This is a genomic window from Glycomyces tritici (assembly GCF_030403505.1).
In genome coordinates this window covers 202,080-220,607 of the sequence record NZ_JAUEMJ010000004.1, presented here as the reverse complement: position 1 = coordinate 220,607, position 18,528 = coordinate 202,080, and the positions used below count along the sequence as shown (strand labels likewise).

At 70.5% G+C, this 18,528-nt stretch carries 15 protein-coding genes and 1 pseudogene; 9 read left to right on the top strand and 7 right to left on the bottom strand.

What is annotated here, in order from left to right; all coding sequences use genetic code 11:
• Positions 1-8: 8 nt before the first annotated feature.
• Positions 9-1,202 carry an MFS transporter gene (locus QWI33_RS15045; RefSeq protein ID WP_289957964.1) on the bottom strand — a complete coding sequence of 398 codons (1,194 nt, stop codon included), beginning with the start codon at positions 1,200-1,202 and terminating at the stop codon, positions 9-11.
• Positions 1,203-1,731: 529 nt separating this feature from the next.
• Here QWI33_RS15045 and QWI33_RS15040 point away from each other — a divergent pair.
• On the top strand, positions 1,732-2,643 hold the full coding sequence (locus QWI33_RS15040) for an IclR family transcriptional regulator (protein WP_289957963.1): 912 nt from the start codon (positions 1,732-1,734) through the stop codon (positions 2,641-2,643).
• Between the two features lie 76 nt (positions 2,644-2,719).
• Positions 2,720-3,907 (top strand): hypothetical protein, encoded by a 1,188-nt coding sequence (locus tag QWI33_RS15035; protein ID WP_289957962.1) that lies wholly within the window; start codon positions 2,720-2,722, stop codon positions 3,905-3,907.
• Positions 3,908-3,971: 64 nt separating this feature from the next.
• On the opposite strand, the gene QWI33_RS15030 is transcribed toward QWI33_RS15035, so the two are convergent.
• From QWI33_RS15030 to QWI33_RS15015, 4 genes are all read right to left on the bottom strand, one after another.
• Positions 3,972-4,991 (bottom strand): 2-oxoacid:ferredoxin oxidoreductase subunit beta, encoded by a 1,020-nt coding sequence (locus QWI33_RS15030; RefSeq protein ID WP_289957961.1) that lies wholly within the window; start codon positions 4,989-4,991, stop codon positions 3,972-3,974.
• Positions 4,984-6,840: a 2-oxoacid:acceptor oxidoreductase subunit alpha gene (locus QWI33_RS15025; protein ID WP_289957960.1), complete on the bottom strand. Its 1,857-nt coding sequence runs from the start codon at positions 6,838-6,840 to the stop codon at positions 4,984-4,986. The genes QWI33_RS15030 and QWI33_RS15025 overlap by 8 nt, the downstream gene beginning before the upstream one ends.
• A 337-nt stretch (positions 6,841-7,177) precedes the next feature.
• Positions 7,178-8,095, bottom strand: coding sequence for a hypothetical protein (locus QWI33_RS15020; protein ID WP_289957959.1), 918 nt, complete (start codon positions 8,093-8,095; stop codon positions 7,178-7,180).
• Positions 8,092-8,715: an RNA polymerase sigma factor gene (locus QWI33_RS15015; protein ID WP_289957958.1), complete on the bottom strand. Its 624-nt coding sequence runs from the start codon at positions 8,713-8,715 to the stop codon at positions 8,092-8,094. The genes QWI33_RS15020 and QWI33_RS15015 overlap by 4 nt, the downstream gene beginning before the upstream one ends.
• Positions 8,716-9,178: 463 nt before the next feature.
• Between QWI33_RS15015 and QWI33_RS15010 the strand changes: the two genes are divergently transcribed.
• The 5 genes and pseudogenes from QWI33_RS15010 (at position 9,179) to QWI33_RS14990 (ending at position 14,056) form a co-directional block, all read left to right on the top strand.
• A complete protein-coding gene (locus tag QWI33_RS15010) occupies positions 9,179-9,547 on the top strand; it encodes an NADH-quinone oxidoreductase subunit A (RefSeq protein WP_270110510.1) in 369 nt (122 codons plus the stop codon).
• Between the two features lie 35 nt (positions 9,548-9,582).
• A pseudogene (locus QWI33_RS15005) lies at positions 9,583-10,186 on the top strand (NADH-quinone oxidoreductase subunit B); the annotation flags it as partial.
• Positions 10,102-10,821: an NADH-quinone oxidoreductase subunit C gene (locus QWI33_RS15000; protein WP_289957956.1), complete on the top strand. Its 720-nt coding sequence runs from the start codon at positions 10,102-10,104 to the stop codon at positions 10,819-10,821. The pseudogene QWI33_RS15005 and the gene QWI33_RS15000, both read left to right, overlap by 85 nt.
• A complete protein-coding gene (locus QWI33_RS14995) occupies positions 10,811-11,779 on the top strand; it encodes a complex I subunit 1/NuoH family protein (RefSeq protein ID WP_289957955.1) in 969 nt (322 codons plus the stop codon). The genes QWI33_RS15000 and QWI33_RS14995 overlap by 11 nt, the downstream gene beginning before the upstream one ends.
• Positions 11,780-11,851: 72 nt before the next feature.
• Positions 11,852-14,056, top strand: a complete 2,205-nt coding sequence (locus tag QWI33_RS14990; RefSeq protein WP_289957954.1) for a transglycosylase domain-containing protein — start codon at positions 11,852-11,854, stop codon at positions 14,054-14,056.
• 70 nt (positions 14,057-14,126) lie between these two features.
• Here QWI33_RS14990 and QWI33_RS14985 read toward each other — a convergent pair whose 3' ends face one another.
• Both QWI33_RS14985 and QWI33_RS14980 read right to left on the bottom strand, forming a co-directional pair.
• Positions 14,127-14,450: an FmdB family zinc ribbon protein gene (locus QWI33_RS14985; RefSeq protein ID WP_289957953.1), complete on the bottom strand. Its 324-nt coding sequence runs from the start codon at positions 14,448-14,450 to the stop codon at positions 14,127-14,129.
• A 152-nt stretch (positions 14,451-14,602) separates the two neighbouring features.
• On the bottom strand, positions 14,603-15,205 hold the full coding sequence (locus QWI33_RS14980; protein WP_289957952.1) for a 5-formyltetrahydrofolate cyclo-ligase: 603 nt from the start codon (positions 15,203-15,205) through the stop codon (positions 14,603-14,605).
• A 158-nt stretch (positions 15,206-15,363) separates the two neighbouring features.
• On the opposite strand from QWI33_RS14980, the gene QWI33_RS14975 reads away from it, so the two are divergent.
• Positions 15,364-17,496, top strand: a complete 2,133-nt coding sequence (locus QWI33_RS14975) for a diguanylate cyclase (protein WP_289957951.1) — start codon at positions 15,364-15,366, stop codon at positions 17,494-17,496.
• A gap of 87 nt (positions 17,497-17,583) precedes the next feature.
• Entirely contained in the window at positions 17,584-18,474 is an 891-nt protein-coding gene (locus QWI33_RS14970) for a UTP--glucose-1-phosphate uridylyltransferase (RefSeq protein WP_289957950.1), read from the top strand.
• Positions 18,475-18,528 lie beyond the last annotated feature (54 nt).

Below are 18,528 nucleotides of genomic sequence, written 5' to 3'. Positions count from 1 at the left end.
GAGGAACGTCAATGCGCGGGGCGTTTGCCGACCATGCTGCCCGCCACGATGAACAGGGCCGACGCCGCCATCGACGCGACCGCGGCCGTCCACCCCACGCCCCAGCCCGCGTGGTCGACGACGAGGCCGAAGCAGACCGGCCCCACCGCGCCTCCGAGGAAGATCCCCGTCTGCGTCACCGAAGTCGCCAGCGCCGGCGCGTCCGCGTACCGCTGGACCACGGCGTGGTTCATCAGCCCCGGCCAGGCCCAGCCGAGGCCGTACGCGGCGGCGGTGCCGATCGGCAGCAGCCACGGCAGCTCGAGCAGGTACGTGGCGACGCCCGCGGCCCCGGCGGCGAGCATGAGCGCGATGATGCGGAACTCGCCGCCCTTGCGCACGTCCGCGAGGGCGCCGAAACCGGTGCGGCCGATGACGCCCGCGATGCCGCCCGCCATGAGGACCATCCCGGCGTAGCTCTCGGACCCGCCGGTGTCGACGGTGAACGTGGTGATGAACGAGCCGATCGGGGTCGCGGCGAGCGAGCCGAGGAAGGTCGCGACCGCGAACAGCAGCAGCCGCAGGTCGAAGGAGCGCGCGCCTGTGTTCCTGGGCCGCACGGCGGGCCGTCCGAGCCCGGCGAGCGGAACGAGCGCGAGGAGCACCAGTCCGGCGCCGAAGACGAACGCCCACCGCCAGCCGAGCGTGAGCGCGACGAGCGGGACGCTGAGTCCGCCGAGCATGGTGCACAACGGCACGGAGGCCTGCTTGGCGCCGAAGAGGAGCCCGCGGCGGCCCTGCGGCGCCCATTCGCTGAGGACGGTGTTCGAGGCGAGCTGCCCGAGGCCGTTCGCGGGCGCGGAGAGCACCATGAACAGGGTGAGCACGACCGGGTCGCGGGCGACGAACGCGATGCCGAGGAGTCCGGCGGCGGACATCGCGATGGCGACGCGCGCGGTCACGAGTGCGCCGAAGCGGTCGACGAGCCGCCCGGAGGGCACGGTGGTGACCGCGGTGACGGTGAAGTAGATGCCGGAGATCCAGCCGATCGCGCTGAGGCCCATGCCGAGTTCGCCGGTGATCTGCACGGCGAGCCCGCCGAAGAGGAAGAGCGGGAGGACGGCGGCGACCTGGACGGTCATGGCGGCGGTGACGGTGGTGGCGGTCCGGGGCGGTGCGGTCCGGGGCCGGGGGCGGCGCCGGGAGGGTGCGGAGGTGGACACGACGGCAACCGTACTCCGCATATCAGATAACCCGTCGACCGCTCACAATGTCCGGTCGTGAGTGTGCGTCCCCCGTCTGCGTGACGTGTCCTGGCTTGTCTTGACTCCGGCACACAGCGTGTGCGACTGTTGCGTCTGTACGACAGCGTTGCCTAACGACAGCCGGCTTCGCCCCCGCAGGCGCACGTCACCTGCGGTTTTCCCGCCCGGAACCGCCGTATCGCTGCTCTCCCAAGAACATTGGGGCAAACGAAACGCGGCGGCCCTGGTGGGAGGGAGCCGCCGCGTTTCGGTTATTCGAATGTTCCGCGGCGGCGACGAGGAAGTTTGGTGGGGACTCGACGCCGCCGCCGCGGTTTGTCCGCGACCGGCGTGAGCCGGACCGCGAACGGTGCTGACACATAGATACTGCCCCGTATGCGACGGTGACGCAACCGGCTGTTGTTTATATAGTTAGATATGGCCGGTCCGGCCGGCGCCGTACCCGGCGCCGTCAGTCGGATCAACTGGTGCAAATTGGAGCGGCGGCATGGTGGAGCAGCGGCGACCAGGGGACGAACCGCAGCGCGGCGTCCCGAACTACTCGGGCGCGCCCCGGCAGCGGGCGGCCAGGAGCCGGCCCGCCACCCCGGACCGCAAGCCCGCCAAGGGCGCCTCGGCGGCCAGCGCCTTCCCGAGCGCGCAGAGCGAGCCGACCAAGATGATCCAGAGCGTCCAGCGTGCACTGCGCATCATGGAGCTCGTGGGCCGCCACGCCGACGGCGTCACCGCGCCCCGCATCGCCTTCGAGTGCGGCCTCAACCGCGCCACCGCCTACAACCTCCTGCGCACCCTCGTCTACGAGAACTACCTGCGCCGCCACGAGAACGGCCGCTACACGCTCGGCCTCGAGGTCTCCGACCGCTACTCCGAGCTCACCCGCGCCATCGCCGGGCCGAGCACCTGCGGCGAGTTCATGCGCCGCATGTCCGCCGAGACCGGCTACTCGACCTTCATCGCCCGCTTCGTGGAAGGCCGCCCGGCCGTCACCGACGTGATCGAGGGCCACCGCAGCCCGCACGTGGAGGAGCTCATCGTCGGCTTCGACGACGGCGCCCACGCCACCGCACTCGGCAAGGCCCTCCTCGCCACCCTCCAGCCGCACGACCGCGCCCGCTTCCTCAAGTCCGCCGGGATGCGCCCGTTCACCCGCCGCACCCTCGTCGAACCGGACGCCCTCGAATACGACCTCGCCGTCTACGGCGAATCCGGGGTGTACGCCGAGATGGGCCAGTTCCGCGAGGGCGTCGGCTGCGCCGGCGTCGTCGTGCGCGAAGGGGCGTCGCACGACGAGCGGATCGTCTTCGCCGTCGCGCTCCCGCTCCAGGAGATCCGCACTTCGTGGCCGGAGCTCACACAGCGCCTGCGCGACGCCGCCCTCGAACTCGAACCGCTCCTGTAGGGCAACCGAACCCGCCGGGCACGCGTACTCAGGGAGTCGAAGACTCTTCGGCTTCACTTGAGAGGAACGCGGATCGATGCTACGCACGACCCGGCTCGCGGGCGCCTTCGCCGCCGCGCTGGCCCTGGCGGCCGCCGCCGCCTGCACTGACGACGCGAAGGACGGCGACGTGCCCGAGGGCGCGGGCGAGTCGTTCGAGGCGCCGCGGCTCATCGACATGGTCAACGAGAGCAACCGGCTCCTGTACGAGTTGGAGGCCGCCGAGGGCCGGATCGTCCAGGCCTGCCTGGAGGACCAGGGCTTCACGGTCCACGACGAGCTGTACTTCGTCTCCGGGGCGTTCGAGCCGGCGGAGGAGCTGGTCCGCGCCGACGACTGGGGCAGCTGGCTGCCCTCGGTCGAGGAGGCGGCCGAATACGGCCTCGGCACGTGGCGGTTCGCCCCGGAGGCCGATCCGGACGAGGTCGAGGAGTACATGGCGTACAAGGGCTTCGAGGTCGACAGCGAAGCGATGGGGGGCGGACCGGAGAACGGCGGCAACCAGAGCGAGTTCGCCGCGCTCGACCCCCGGGACCAGTACGACTGGCATGTGGCCTACCAGGGCGAGGCCGCCGCGCTGGACGAGTACGGCTACCTCATCGGCGAGGAGAGCACGCAGCCCGAGGCCCGCGAGGGCGAGGTCTACACCGGTGACGAGTTCTCGTACATGCAGCCCGAACCGGGCGGCTGCCTGCGCGAGATGATCGACGCGCTCTACGACGACCTGCGGCTGGTCGAGGACCCCGAGGGCGGCGAGATCCGCGGCGCGTACTGGCACTACCGCCCGGAGAACCCCATGGACGACGCCGAGGCCATGGAGGACTCGAAGGTCATGTTCCACGAGGGGATCGCCGCGGTCCAGGGCGAACTGGTCGACTGCCTCGCCGAGCACGACCGGCACGGCTGGGAGTTCGACGAGGAGTCCTCCCTGCCGGTGACCGACTACTTCTTCGAGCTGTACGAGGGCGAGGGCTCGGTGGTGGGCGACTTCCCGGACCTGCCTGACGACGCCCCGGACGACTACGAGGGCAAGAAGGCCTTCGAGATCGCCTTCGCCGTCGATCTCGCCGAGTGCGGGGACGAGACCGGCTACCGCGAGACCGCCGAGGAGGCCTGGGTCGCCTCCCAAGAGTCGTTCTACGTCTCGATCGAGACCGCGTCGTACGCCTGGCAGGAGGAGGTCAAGTCGATCTTGACCAAGGCGCAGGAAACGCTCGAGAGCTGAGCAGTGCAGACGAAAGCGGGCCGGACCTCGAAAGGTCCGGCCCGCTTCGCGCTGCTTTTGGCGGCTAGAGCACGGTCCAGGTGTCGCCGGAGTGCAGGAGCCGGTCGAGGGCCTCCTTGCGGTCGACGCCCGTGGCGGCCTCGTCGACCTGGGTGCGCACCTGCGTGTCGTACGTGGGCCGCTTGACGTTGCGGAACACGCCGATCGGGGTGTGGTCGAGCGCGATGCCCGACAGCCGCGACAGCGCGAACGCGTACGCCGGGTCGTCCACATCGGCCTTGTGCACGACCACGTCGGCCTCGTCGACCTCCGCGGCGTCCTTGACCTGGAGCCCGTACCCGGACTGCACGACGACCTTGTCGCCGAACCGGATCGGCTCGCCGTCCTGGAGCCGGATGATCGACTCGTCGCGGGTCTCGGGGTTCTTCAACACCTCGAACGCGCCGTCGTTGAAGATCGGGCAGTTCTGGTAGATCTCGACGAAGGCGCTGCCCTCGTGCTCGGCCGCGGCCCGCAGCACTTCCTGCAGGTGGGCGCGGTCGGAGTCGAGGGTGCGGGCCACGAACGTGGCCTCGGAGCCCAGCGCCAGCGACAGCGGGTTGAACGGCGCGTCGACCGAGCCCATCGGGCTCGACTTGGTGAGCGTGCCCGGCCCGGAGGTGGGGGAGTACTGGCCCTTGGTGAGACCGTAGATCCGGTTGTTGAACAGCAGGATCTTCAGGTTCACGTTGCGGCGCAGCGCGTGGATGAGGTGGTTGCCGCCGATCGACAGCGCGTCGCCGTCGCCGGTGACGACCCACACCGACAGGTCCGGGCGGGAGACCGCCAGGCCCGTGGCGATGGCCGGGGCGCGTCCGTGGATCGAGTGCAGCCCGTACGTGTTGAGGTAGTACGGGAACCGCGAGGAGCAGCCGATGCCGGAGATGAACGCGATCTTCTCGCGTTCGAGGCCCAGCTCGGGCAGGAACGACTGGACGGCGGCCAGGATGGCGTAGTCGCCGCAGCCGGGGCACCAGCGCACCTCCTGGCTCGACTTGAAGTCCTTGGCCTTCAGCTTGGGGGCGTCGAGCTTGACGTCAGCCATTCTTGATGACCTCCTCGATGGCGTCCTGGAGTTCGTTGGAGGTGAACGGCAGGCCGCGCACCTTGTTGTAGCCGACCACGTTCGTGCCGGGGAAGTGGCCGCGCAGCAGGAGCGCGAGCTGCCCGAGGTTCATCTCCGGGACCACGACCCGGTCGTAGCGGGCGAGGATCTCGGCGGTGTTCTTCGGCATCGGGTTGAGGAAGCGCAGGTGCGCGCGGGCGACCGGGACTCCCTTGTCGCGCAGGCCGCGCACGGCCGCGCCGATCGGGCCCCACGTGGAGCCCCACCCGAGGACGAGCACCTCGGCGTCGCCGGCCGGGTCGTCCACTTCCAGGTCCGGCACGTCGATGCGGGCGATCTTCGCCGCGCGGGTGCGCACCATGTGGTCGTGGTTCTCGGGGTCGTAGGAGATGTCGCCGGTCTTGTCGGCCTTCTCGATGCCGCCGATGCGGTGCTGGAGGCCGGGCGTGCCCGGGACCGCCCACGGGCGCGCCAGGGTGTCGAAGTCGCGCAGGTACGGCAGGAACACCGGCTCGCCCTTGGCGTCCACACCGTTCATCTCGGTCGCGAACTCGACTGAGATGTCCGGGATGTCGGCGAGTTCGGGCAGGCGCCACGGCTCGGCGCCGTTGGCGATGTACCCGTCCGACAGGACCATGACGGGCGTCCGGTAGGTCAGCGCCATCCGCGCCGCCTCGAGCATGATGTCGAAGCAGTCCGAAGGGGACTGCGGGGCGAGGACCGCGATCGGGGCCTCGCCGTGGCGGCCGAACATGGCCATCATGAGGTCGGCCTGCTCGGTCTTGGTCGGCAGACCGGTCGAGGGGCCGGCGCGCTGCACGTCCACGACCAGGAGCGGCAGCTCCAGCGAGACGGCGAGCGAGATGGTCTCCGACTTGAGCGCGATGCCCGGGCCCGAGGAGGTGGTGACGCCGAGCGCCCCGCCCCACGAAGCGCCCAGGGCCGCACCGACGGCGGCGATCTCGTCCTCGGCCTGCACGGTGGTGACGCCGAAGCGCTTGTGCTTGGAGAGCTCGTGGAGGATGTCGCTGGCCGGGGTGATCGGGTAGGCGCCCAGGAACACCGGGAGCCCGCTCGCCACACCGGCGGCGGTGATGCCCCAGGCCAGGGCCTGGTTGCCGGTGATGTTCCGGTAGGTGCCGGAGTTGAGCTTCGCCGGCGGGATCTCGAAGCGCACGGCGAACGCCTCGGTGGTGTCGCCGTAGTTCCAGCCGGCCCGCAGCGCGGCGATGTTCGCCTCCGCGATCGCGGGCTTGGCCTTGAACTTGCCGCGCAGGAACTCCTCGGTCGCCTCGGTCGGGCGCGAGTACATCCACGAGACGAGCCCGAGCGCGAACATGTTCTTCGAGCGCTCGGCGTCCTTCTTCGAGACCTCGTGCTCGGCGAGCGCGCCGATCGTCAAGGTGGCGAGGGCGACGGCGTGCACCTGGTAGTCGTCGAGCGAGCCGTCTTCGAGCGGGTTCGCGTCGTAGCCGACCTTGGTGAGGTTGCGCTTGGTGAACTCGTCGGTGTTGACGACGATGGTGCCGCCGGCCTTGAGGTCGTTCAGGTTCGCCTTGAGCGCCGCCGGGTTCATCGCGATGAGCACCTCGGGCTGGTCGCCCGGGGTGAGGATGTCGGTGTCCGCGAAGTGGATCTGGAAGCTCGACACGCCGGGCAGGGTGCCTGCGGGGGCCCGGATCTCGGCGGGGTAGTTAGGGAGCGTCGACAGGTCGTTGCCGAGCTTGGCGGTCTCCGCAGTGAAGCGGTCACCAGTGAGCTGCATCCCGTCGCCGGAGTCCCCTGCGAAGCGGATGACGACCCGGTCGAGCTGCCGGACGGTATTCACCTAGTTCTCCTCATGCGGGTTCTGGGGCACGCAAGGACTGCGGCGTTCGGTTTCGGGGAGCGGGGCTCCGCCGAGTCTGCTACTTGCGATGCTACGCGGGCGTCACCTCGCGATGCCAACCCTGCGACGCGGGCGCGATGTAGGCGACACCACTTTCAGCGATCTGACTCACATGGTGAGACGACTGGAGGTCCGCAGTGACCTGGACCTCTTGTTTCGGCTTCCCTGGAGCGATGTTCGGGCCGCCGCCGCGTCCCGGATTCTGGACGCGAGCCGCGCTCGCAGACACGCCGGAGTCGTGTTTCCGACGGTGCGGCCGAGCCCGGCCCGCCTCCTATCAGGACCCGCTGGAGGCCGTCGCCGCGGCGCTCTCGTCGGCGGTCGGCGTCTCGTTCGGCGCCGGGCTCGAGGAGCTCTCGGACGGCACCGGCGACGTGGGCGCCTCGTGCTCGACGGGCGCGAAGGACCCGGTGTCGGCGTTCCACACGTACTGGAACGAACCGGTCTGGTCGGGGTGGCCCGGGTTCACGGCGTCGACGGTGACCACACCGTCCGTGATCGAGGAGATCGCGACGGTGGACGTGAGCGCCTTCGGCTCCCACACCCAGCCGAGCTGCTCGAGGGAGGTGCCGTCCTCGTTCCAGGAGAACGCGGCCACGCCGACGGTGAACACGTCGTCAGTGCCCTCGGGGCGGCATTCGAGCACGGCCGCGACGTCGTCGCCGCCGTCGCCGTCCACGTCGCCGAGCACCGGCCCGACGCCCGCGCCGGACGCGATCGCCCAGGGGGTCTCGTCGGTGAAGGTCCAGTCCTCGACGTTCAAGCCGAGGGACACGTCGGCGCAGGCGTCGCCGTACTCGCCGGGGTCGGTGATGACCAGGGTCGTCTCGGCCGGGATCTCGGTCTCCTCGGCAGGCTCCTCGCCGCCGGAGGCGTGCGGGCTCGCCGGGTCGCCGATGCTGAAGCTCGGCGTCTCGTCCGAGGTCGCGACCTCGACCGAAGCGCTCTCGTTGTCGGAGGGCTCGGGGCCGAACGCGATCGGGCCGATCGTCTGGGCCACGGCGAAGCCGCCCGCGGTGACCGCGGTGCAGGCGCCGGCGATCGCGGCCAGGGACACGAGCCGGCGGCGGCGCTTCGCGGCCGGGGCGCGGCCGAGCAGCTCGTTGACCGGCGGCGGCGGGAACTGCGCGGCGGCGTCCGCCCGCAAGCTCGCGAAGGCCGCGGTGACCTTGTCGTCATCGGGGTCGAAGGTCATGAGCGGTCCTCCTTCACGGAAGCTCGGCGGGTCGTGGAACGGGGCGTCCGCTGCGAGCCGGGGAGGGCGCGCTTGATGCGGATCGGCATGGTGTCGGGGTCGGCCTCGGGGGCCTTCGCCGCCTTGGCGGGCCTGGGGTCGGCGGCGGTGTCGGTGAGCAGCGCGGCGAGTTCCTTGCGGCCGCGGTGCAGCCAGGACTTCACGGTGCCCTCTTTCGCACCGGTCGCCGCGGCGATCGCGTTCACCGTCATGTCGGCCATGTAGTGCATGACGAGCGCCTGGCGGCGCTTGGCCGGGACCTGCTTCAGCGCGGCGACGAGCGCGACGTGGTCAGGGCTCGCGGCCGGGGCCATCTCCGGCGCGGAGGACTTCTGGAGGAACTTGCGCGCGACCTGGTTGCGGCGGTGCCGGCTCGTGGCGAGGTTCCAGGCGACGCGGCGGACCCACGCGACCGGCTCCTCGTACCCGCCGACCTTGTCCCAGCGCTGCCACGCCCGCAGGAACGCCTCTTGCACGAGGTCCTGGGCTTCGGTGGCGTCGCCGAGGTAGGCGCAGACCTGGGCCGCGAGCTCCGAGAAATGCTTCTCGTAGAGGTCGGTGAACTCCGCCTCCGTTCGCACATCCGCTCCAGCGCAGGTAGGTGGGACAAGGGAATCTTCCGGGTCATCGCGTTCGTGCCCGGCGGCAACCATTGTCGCGTTCGGGAAGGGGGAGACGCGAGGCGGGGTCGTTATGTCGACAATCCTCTCAGCGACGACCGGACCGGCCAACCCGTCGAAGTCGTCGCCGATGACCACGGGCCGGTCGAGCAGCATCGTGGCGGACTCGACGTCGACTCGGAGCAGCGTCGGTGCGCCGGCGGCGGTCATGTGCGGTGATCCCATTCCTGTTACCTGTGCGTTCGCGCGACCCATATCAGGGCTTTGCGGCGTTCGGGTGAATCCTCTTCGTACAACAACACGCCGGGGCGTGCCGGGCGGTTGCGCCCGGTGCGCCGAAGTTCCCCGGAGCCGGCCCCGAATCGCGCCGATTCGCCCGCGCGCACGGGTATCGCGAGGGCCTGTGCGCCGCTATGGTGTCGTTATGCACACGACCCGGTTGAGCGATTACGCCGTATTCGGGGTGCTCCTGCTCGCCGGGTTCGCGTTCGTCGCCGCCGCGATGACCGCCAACCGGCTCCTGAGGCCCAGTGCGCCTTCCAAGGAGAAGGGCCAGACCTACGAATGCGGCGTGGACCCCGTGGGGAAGGACTGGGCGCAGGTCCAGATCCGCTACTACGTCTACGCGTTCCTGTTCGTGCTCTTCGCGGTCGAAGCGGTGTTCCTGTTCCCGTGGGCCGCCGTGTTCCGGGCCTTCGGGCCGGCCGCGGCGGTCGAGATGGGGGTCTTCGTGGGCGTGCTCGCCCTCGGCCTCGCCTACGCCTGGAGGAAAGGGGTCCTGCGGTGGCGGTGAGACTCCCGTTCCCTTCCCGCCCGACGGAAACCAACATGCTCGGCGAGCCGATCCGCTTCGTCCTCAACTGGGGCCGGCGCTATTCCCTGTGGGTCTTCAACTTCGGGCTCGCCTGCTGCGCCATCGAGTTCATCGCCGCCTCGATGAGCCGCCACGACTTCATGCGACTCGGCGTCATCCCGTTCGCGCATTCGCCGCGCCAGGCAGACCTCATGGTCGTCTCCGGCACGGTGACGGACAAGATGGCGCCCGCGATCAAACGCCTCTACGAGCAGATGCCCGAGCCGAAGTACGTCATCTCCTTCGGCGCCTGCTCCAACTCCGGCGGGCCCTACTGGGACTCGTACTGCGTCACCAAAGGGGTCGACCAGATCATCCCCGTCGACGTCTACATCCCCGGCTGCCCGCCGCGCCCCGAAGCGCTCCTCTACGGCATCGGCGAGCTCCAGAAGCAGATCGCCGCCGAGCCGCTGCGCCGGACGCCGAGCACGCGCCCGCTCCTGAGGAGGCCCGAATGACGCACTCGCCGATCGGATCCGCGGGAGGCGGGCACCGTGCCTGACTTCTGGGAGGACCGCGTCCGCGCCGCCCTCGGCATCGACGAGCTCGGCGCCGACGGCCCGCGCGCCGTCGCCGACGTCGACCCCAAGGACTGGCACGCGGCCGTGCGCGCCTGCCGCGACGAGGTCGGCTGCGACTTCTTCGACTGGCTCTCCGCCGTCGACGAGGGCCCGGCCGAGCCCGCGGCCGAGGGCGGCCCGCCCGGCCCGATCCGCTTCCGCGTCATCGCCCACCTCTGGTCCGTGAGCGAGCGGCGCGGCGTGCTCCTGCGCGCCCTCCTCACCGAAGGCGCCATCGGCTCCGTCGTCGACCTCTACCCCGGCGCGGACTGGCACGAGCGCGAGACCCACGAGATGTTCGGCGTCGACTTCCCCGGCCACCCCGACCTCCAGCCGCTCCTCCTCGCCCCCGAGTTCGAGGGCCACCCGCTCCGCAAGGACTTCATCCTCGCCTCCCGCGTCGTCAAGCCCTGGCCGGGAGCCAAGGAACCGGGAGAGGGGCAGGGCCAAGTCACGGCTCCCAAGCATCGCCAAGAGGGGACGGTCCGCAAGCGCGCCCCCAAGCGCCCGCCCGGAGTCCCGGAGGACTGGATCGAACCGGCGGCGGATCCGGCCGCCGCACCCGACCCCCGCACCGGATCGGCCGCCGACCCGCAGGACCCGCCGGACGCGACCGCACCGGACCCCCGCCTGAGGCGTCCCGATGCTTCTTGAGATCGCGGTCAAGATCGCCGCCGTGCTCGCCGCGTTCCTCGTGCTGCCCTTGGTGGTCGGCCAGACCGAGCACAAGCTCATGGCCCACATGCAGGGCCGCCTCGGCCCGATGCACGCCGGCGGCTTCCACGGCTGGGCCCAGCTCATCGCCGACGGCGTCAAGTTCGCCCAGAAAGAGGACCTCGTCCCCGACGACGCCGACAAGCCCGTCTTCAAGCTCGCGCCCGCCGTCGCGCTCCTGCCCTACCTCCTGGTCATCCTCTTCATCCCGCTCGGCCCCGGCGACCTCGTCGGATCGAGCCTCGACATGGGCCTGTTCATCGTCGTCGCGCTCGTCGGCGTCGGCGTCCTCGCGGTCCTCATGGCCGGCTGGTCCTCCGCGAACAAGTACACGCTCATCGGCGCGCTCCGCGGCGCCGCGCAGCTCATGGCCTACGAACTGCCCCTCGTGCTCGCCGCCGCCTCCGTCGCCGTCGCGGCCGGGACCCTCAGCCTCCCCCAGATCGTGGAGGCCTGGAACCCCTGGTGGCTGCTGTGGCAGGCCCCCGCCGCGCTCGTGTTCTTCACCGCCGGGCTGGCCGAGATCCGCCGCCCGCCGTTCGACGCGCCCGTGGCCGACTCCGAACTCGTCTTCGGCTACCTCACCGAGTACGCCGGGCTGCGCTTCGCGCTCCTGCTCCTCGCCGAGTACGTGGGCATCGTCGTCATCTGTGCTCTGACCGCCGTGCTCTTCCTCGGCGGCTGGCAGGGACCCGGCCCCGCGTCCTTCAACGGCATATCGCTCGGCTGGCTCTGGACCCTCCTCAAGACCGGCGCGCTCGCGGCCGTCGTCATCTGGCTCCGCGTGGCCTGGCCGCGACTGCGCGTCGACCAGATCCAGGCCCTCTGCTGGAAGGTCCTGGTGCCCGTCGCGCTGGCGCAGCTCGTGCTGACCACATCCGTCGCACTGGCCCTCTGAGTCACTGCCGTCCCATTAGGAATAGTTCAAACCGTCGCAACCCTTTGGCGAGCTTCGCGCGTATTCCTCAACATGGAACCAGGTCGAGACGCCACCGAGACCGAAGATCCCGGCCGCACGATCAACTTGCGGCCCTTCATGAAACGGCCGAAAGCCGAGTCCGGGGCCCCCGCGGACCGGCCGCCGGGCGCCAAGCCGAAGCACCGCCGCAAGAAGCGCAAGATCGCCGCGCTCGGCCTCGCGGTCCTCATCCTCGCCACCACGGTCTCCGTGGTCGGATCGGTCTTCTACGCCACCGTCGACCTCCCCGAAGCGCTCGACGACGCCCTCAGCCAGGGCTCCACCGTCTACTACAGCGACGGCACCACCGTGATGGGCGAGCTCGCCGCCGAGCGGCGCACCTCCGTGGACCTCGACCAGATCGCCGACGACGTCGAGCACGCCGTGGTCGCCGCCGAGGACGCCAACTTCTACAAGCACCCCGGCGTCGACGCCAAAGGCGTGCTCCGCGCCCTCGTCAACAACGTCAAGGGCGGCGACAAGCAGGGCGCCTCCACCCTCACGCAGCAGTACGTGGGCCTGGTGGCCGACATCCGCGGCGACGGCTCCTACCTCCGCAAGGCCCGCGAAGCGGCCATGGCGATGAAGATGGAGGAGCAGTTCACCAAGGACGAGATCCTGAACCACTACCTCAACATCGTTTACTTCGGACGAGGCGCGTACGGGGTCGAAGCCGCCGCGCAGGCGTTCTTCGGCACTTCGGCGGCCGACCTCTCCACCTCGCAGTCCGCGCTCCTGGTCGCCCAGATCAAGTCCCCGGACGGCCCGTTCGACCCGCGCGACCCCTACGGCAAGGGCGGCGACACCGAGGCCGCGACCGAGCGCATGGCGTACGTGCTCGACCAGATGGTCGTCATCGGCGGGCTCGAGCAGGTCGAGCGCGACACCATCACCGCCCTCCCCGAGACGCTCGACCCGACGAACGACCCCGAAGGGCTCGGCCCGGAAGGCTTCATCACCAACGGCTTCGTGCTCCAGGAGCTGGCCCACGCCGGGATCGGCACCGACGAGGTGCTGCGCGGCGGCTTCGACATCATCACCACGATCGACGCCGAACTCCAGGAGCTGGCCGTCGAGCAGACCGGCATCCGCGAGGTCACGGCCGCCGACGAGAACATGGCCGCCGCGCTGACCGCGGTCGAACCGGGCACCGGCCGCGTCCTGGCCTACTACGGCGGCGAGAACGGCGCCGGCCTCGACCTCGCCGCCGACGTCGGCCACCGGCCCGGCACCGCCTTCAACACCCTCGTCTACGCCGCCGCCGTCGACGCGGGCCTCGACACCTGGTCCGACGAACTCGACGGGTCCTCGCCGCGCCAGTTCGACACGTACCTCGACGACGAGGGCGAGCCGATGGACCTGGTGAACATCGGCGGCGCCCAGGACCACGAGATCAGCCTGGCCGACGCCGTCTCCGAGAAGCTCGACACGCCCGTCTACGAGGTCGCGGAGTCCCTCGGCGGCGACGCCATCGCGCGGATCGCCGCCTCGCTCGGCATCGACCGTATGTGGGACCCGCACGACCTCGACGAGCACGGCGTGGCCGCCGAGATCGACCCGGCCGAGGCGACGGGCTTCCATCCGGACATCGGCATCGGCGCGTACCCGATCACCACTCTCGACGCCGCCGTGATGCACGCGGCGCTCTTCAGCAACGGCGAGGTCGCCGAGCCCTACTTCGTGGAGACCGTCAACGGTCCCGAAGGCGAGCGCTACGAGGCCGAAGCGCCCGCCGTCCACGCCGGGATCGACCCGGCGCTGGCCGCCGAGACCCAGGTCCCCCTGTACATGAACGGCTTCGCGTCCGGCGACGGCCGGCTCGCGGTGAACGCCTCCTCGACCTGGCACACCGGGTTCGCCCCGGGCCTGGCGCTCGCGGTCTGGGCGGGGGACGAGACGAAGGAGGGCGACGGCAGCTCGCACGAGGGCACGATCGCCGAGCGCATCTGGTGGCAGGTGATGGACGGCCGCTCCGACAAGTACCGCGGCGACGACGGGACTGCGAACGTCGCCGAGGAGGACGAGCGGGAAACGGTGCGGCCGAGCGACGTGGAGGCGGACCCGCCGGCCTACGAGGAGGAGCCCGAGTTCGAGGAGACCACGGACATCGCCGAAGAGGACGCCGCGCCGACGACCGAGACCGTCGAGGGGGAGCGGCGCTCAGCGACCCCGGGCGAGGAGGCGTCCGACTCCGGGTGGTTCGGGGACGGCGAGTAGCGCGCGAGAAACACCGGTGCCCGGTCGCGATCGCGACCGGGCACCGGTGGAAGTTGCAGCTGTGTGCCGCTCAGGCGGCTTTGGCGGCGCTCTTGGACTCCGACTTGGCGGTCGAAGCGGCGGCCTTGGTCTCGGACTTCTGCTCCGACTTGCCCTCGCTCGGCTTCGCGCCGCTCTTGGAGCCGTTCGAGCTCAGGGAGCTGGAGTCGGTCGACCTGGAGTCGGTCCGGTAGAACCCACTGCCTTTGAAGGTGACGCCGACATTGCCGAAGACCTTGCGCAGCGCACCCTTGGCTTCGCAGTTCGGGCAGTCGCTGAGGCGCGCTTCGGAGAACGACTGGTGTTTGTCGAACTCGTAACCGCACTCCTTGCAGCGGTATTCGTAGACAGGCACGTCCTAGACCTCCAGCACTCAACACAGATCTCGATCGACATTAGCAGTCAACGCCGAAGAGTGCTAATCCCATCCCGGGTCGCCGGACAGGTCACAGGACCCTTCGCGAGCGTGCGGGCGGTGACCGGCCCGGCCGGGACCCCGGATGTGGCCTATCTCAACGAGGTGAACCCCCTCGCCGGGGTGATCACGCCCGTCACCGGCCGGTCGTGCGGCTTGGCCGGGACCATGTAGCCGAACTCGCCGTCGCGCAGGAGCGCCACGACCGGGACGTCCGGACCGACCCGGGCGAGCGCCCGATCGTATGAACCTCCGCCCCGACCGAGTCGCATCCCATCATCTGAGACGGCGAGGCCGGGAACTATGACCGCCGCGGCCTGCTTGATCGCGTCCGGTTCCAGCACCGCCCCGCCCGGGTTCGGGCCGTCCCCGCCTTCGGAGTTCTGGTCCGGTTCCCCTTGCCCCCCAGGGCCTCCGACCTCGCGCCAGGCGAGGTCCTTGTCCGGCAGGAGCACCGGCTCGAGGACTTTGTAGACCACCGCGAGCCGTTCGGGCAGTTCGGGTTCCAGTGCGGCGCCCGGTTCCGAGCCGAACGGCCGGTACGCGGCCACGACGGCGCCTTCGTCCACGACTTCGATCAGGAAGTCCCGCAAGGCCTTCCATGTGGCCAGATCGGCGTATCCGCGCTGCTCACCGGGCATCGCGTTCCGCGCCTCGAGCAGCTGCCTGCGTGCTGCGGTCTTCGCCTCTTGCATGGCGTTTCCTTCCCTTTGTCGCCGGTACCTGGGAGGATTCCCCTGAACGGAGACCTCCACTCACCCTTTCGGTTAGTCCCGTTTACGTACCCTTGCCGCGTCGTGTCGAGTCGGTAGCTCTAGGTAGTCTTCTAAGTAGTGAACTTGAGGGGGATTCGGTGTCGCTGCGCTCACGGCTCACCACGGCGTTCCTCGTCGTCGTGCTCGGGCCGGTCCTGGTGGGGGCCGTCTTCGTCGCTGCCGTCATGTCCCATCTAGCGGACTCCCGCGGGGAGGCCCTGGCGAACTCGGCGGTGACGATGGTCGACTCGACCCTCGGCACCATCTGCGAACGCATCCAGGCTTCGGCTGCGGCGGTGGCATTGAACTACCGTAACGGCGATCAGGAGAACGCGGTCGAAATGGCGCAACTCCTCGTCGACCGGGCGGTGGTCGACGGCGTGGTCTTCTCGAGCCTCGCGTCGGTCGTCACCAGTCCGGGCACCGACATCGGGGCGGAGGCCCCGAAGGGCTCCTGGGTCGACTGCGGCGAGACCGTCGCCTACGCCGGGGCGGGCCCGATCGTGGCGCTCGGCGCCCAGGCCGAGGTCCAGAACACCGACGGCTCCACGTCGGTGTTCACCGCCTTCCGCGAGGTCGACCAGACGTTCCTGGCCCGCCTCGCCCGCGTCGCGGACGCCGACGTCATCCTCCAAGACTCCCGCACCACCCCGCTCTCGGTCGGCAGCGCCGACGCCGGGCGCTGGGACTTCACGGACTCGTTCCTGCCCTTGAGCATCGGCACCGTGGCCACCGACGTGACCCCGATGTACTGGACGCTCGCGGCGATGGTCACCGCCTCGGCGTTCTGCGCGGTCGGCCTCGCCGCCTGGCTCGCCCGCTCGACCACGCGGCCGCTCGCGGAGCTCTCGGCGGCCGCCGAGCGCGTCGCCGAAGGGGACCTCAACGTGCGGGTCCCGGTGCACGGGCGCGACGAGGTCGCGCAGCTCGCGTACGCGTTCAACCGCATGACCGCCCAGACCCAGTCGTACGTCAACGCCCTCACCGCCTCCCGCGACCAGATGCGCGGCCAGCTCGGCCGCCTCGGCCAGACCCTCACCGCGACGCTCGACCTCGACCGCATCCTGGAGGTCATCCTCGACACGGCGATGGTCACGGCCGGGGCCGAGGCCGGGGTCATCATGCTTGTCGACGTGGACGACGCCGACCAGCTCCGCGAGCGCGCCGGCGAAGGCGACCTCGGCATCACCGAGCCCGCGAGCATCCGCATCGGCGAGGGGATCATCGGCGCGATCGCCGCCGGCGGCGTCCCCGCCCACGGCAGGATCGTCGACGGCCGCTTCGAGGGCCGCCACCGCGCCCTGACCGAACCGGACGCCCACACGATCGTCGCGGTGCCTTTCAGCGGGCGTCAGCCCGTGGAATACGAGTGGAGCAGCGGGCGTCAGCCCGGCGAACATGAGTGGAGTGGCGGGCGTCAGCCCGTTGAATACGAGTGGCGTGGCGGCCGTCTGCCCGCCGACCACGAACGCGGCAGCGTCCACCCCGTCGACCAGGTGCGCAGCAGCGGCCAAGCGGCCGAGCACGACCGCCCCCGCCAAGGCGAAGGCGAGTACGGGGGCGCGCCGCGCACCGATGCGGGCGTCCTCGGCGTGCTCGTCCTCTACAACCGGATCGCCGGGGACGAGTTCGAACCGGGCGACGTCGACACCCTGCGGACCTTCGCCGGGCAGGCCGCGGTCGCGGTCGAGAACGTCCTCCTGCACCGCCACGCCGAGCGGCTGAGCCTCACCGACCCGCTCACCGGGCTGTGGAACTACCGGTTCATGCAGACCTCGCTGCGCCGCGAGGCCGAGCGGTCCCGCCGCTACCAGCGGCCCTCCGCGCTCCTGGCGATCGACCTCGACCGCTTCAAGGACGTCAACGACACCTACGGCCACCCCGTCGGCGACCAGGTCCTCGTCGAGCTCGCGCGCCGCATCACCGGCCAGATCCGCGAAGTCGACCTCGCGTTCCGCCACGGCGGCGAGGAGTTCATGGTCCTGCTCCCCGAGACCGACGCGGGCGGCGCCTCGGTCGTCGCCGAGCGCCTCGGCAAAGCCGTGAACGCCCGCAAGTTCAAGGTGAACGACGCCTCCGGCGGCCGCGAACTCAACGTCACCGTCTCCATCGGCATCGCCGTCCTCGGCGAGCACGCCGACACGGCCACGGGCGTCCTCGCGGCCGCCGACGAGGCCCTCTACGCCGCCAAGGCGGCCGGGCGCGACACCTGGAGGGTCGCGGCGGTCTGAACCCCGGACGACCCGACATGAACGTTCACCCTTTGTTCGGCAGGGTGGCTGACCGCCGACTCAGCGTGTGCACGCTACCCTCGCGGTATGTCAGCAACCTCGCCCCGCGCCACGAAAGCCGTTATTCCCGCAGCCGGCTTCGCCACCCGCTTCCTGCCGGTCACCAAGGCCATCCCCAAGGAACTCCTGCCGATCGTCGACAAGCCGGTCCTCCAGTACATCGTGGAGGAGGCCGCAGCCGCCGGCGCCGATGACGTCACCCTCGTCACCGCCCCCGGCAAGGACGCCATGATCGACTACTTCGACGCGCGCGCCGACCTCGACAACGCCCTCAAAGCCAAGGGCAAGGACGCCATGCTCGCCAAGGTGAAGGCCCCCGAGAGCATCGCCGAGATGACCGCCATCCGCCAGGGCGGCGCCAAGGGCCTCGGCCACGCCGTCGGCCGCGCCGCCTCGCACGTCGGCGACGAGCCCTTCGCGGTCCTCCTCGGCGACGAGTGGTGCCACCTCGACGACAAGCTCCTGCCGCGCATGATCGACCTCCAGTCCGAGACCGGCGGCATCGTCCTCGCCCTCATCGAGGTCCCCGAGGACCAGGTCTCCCGCTACGGCGTCGCCGCCGTCCGGGCCACCGACGCCGAGGACGTCGTCGAAGTGACCGGCCTCGTCGAGAAGCCCGCCGTCGAGGACGCGCCCTCGAACCTGATCCTCATCGGACGCTACGTCCTCCCCGGGGCGATCTTCCCCGTGCTCGAGCAGACCGAGCCCGGCAACGGCGGCGAGATCCAACTCACCGACGCCATGGAGACCATGCGCGCCAAGGGGACCCCGGTCCACGCGGTCGTCTTCCGCGGCCGCCGCTACGACACCGGCGAGCCCGTCGCGTACCTCCAGACCCTGGTCGAGCTCGCAACCCAGCGGGACGACTTGCCCGGCTTCAACGCCTGGCTGCGCGAATTCAGTGCGACACTTGACTGACCCGGCGACCGCGAGGCGGCGCTGAGAGGAACTTGACCGACGGGGGGATGGGGA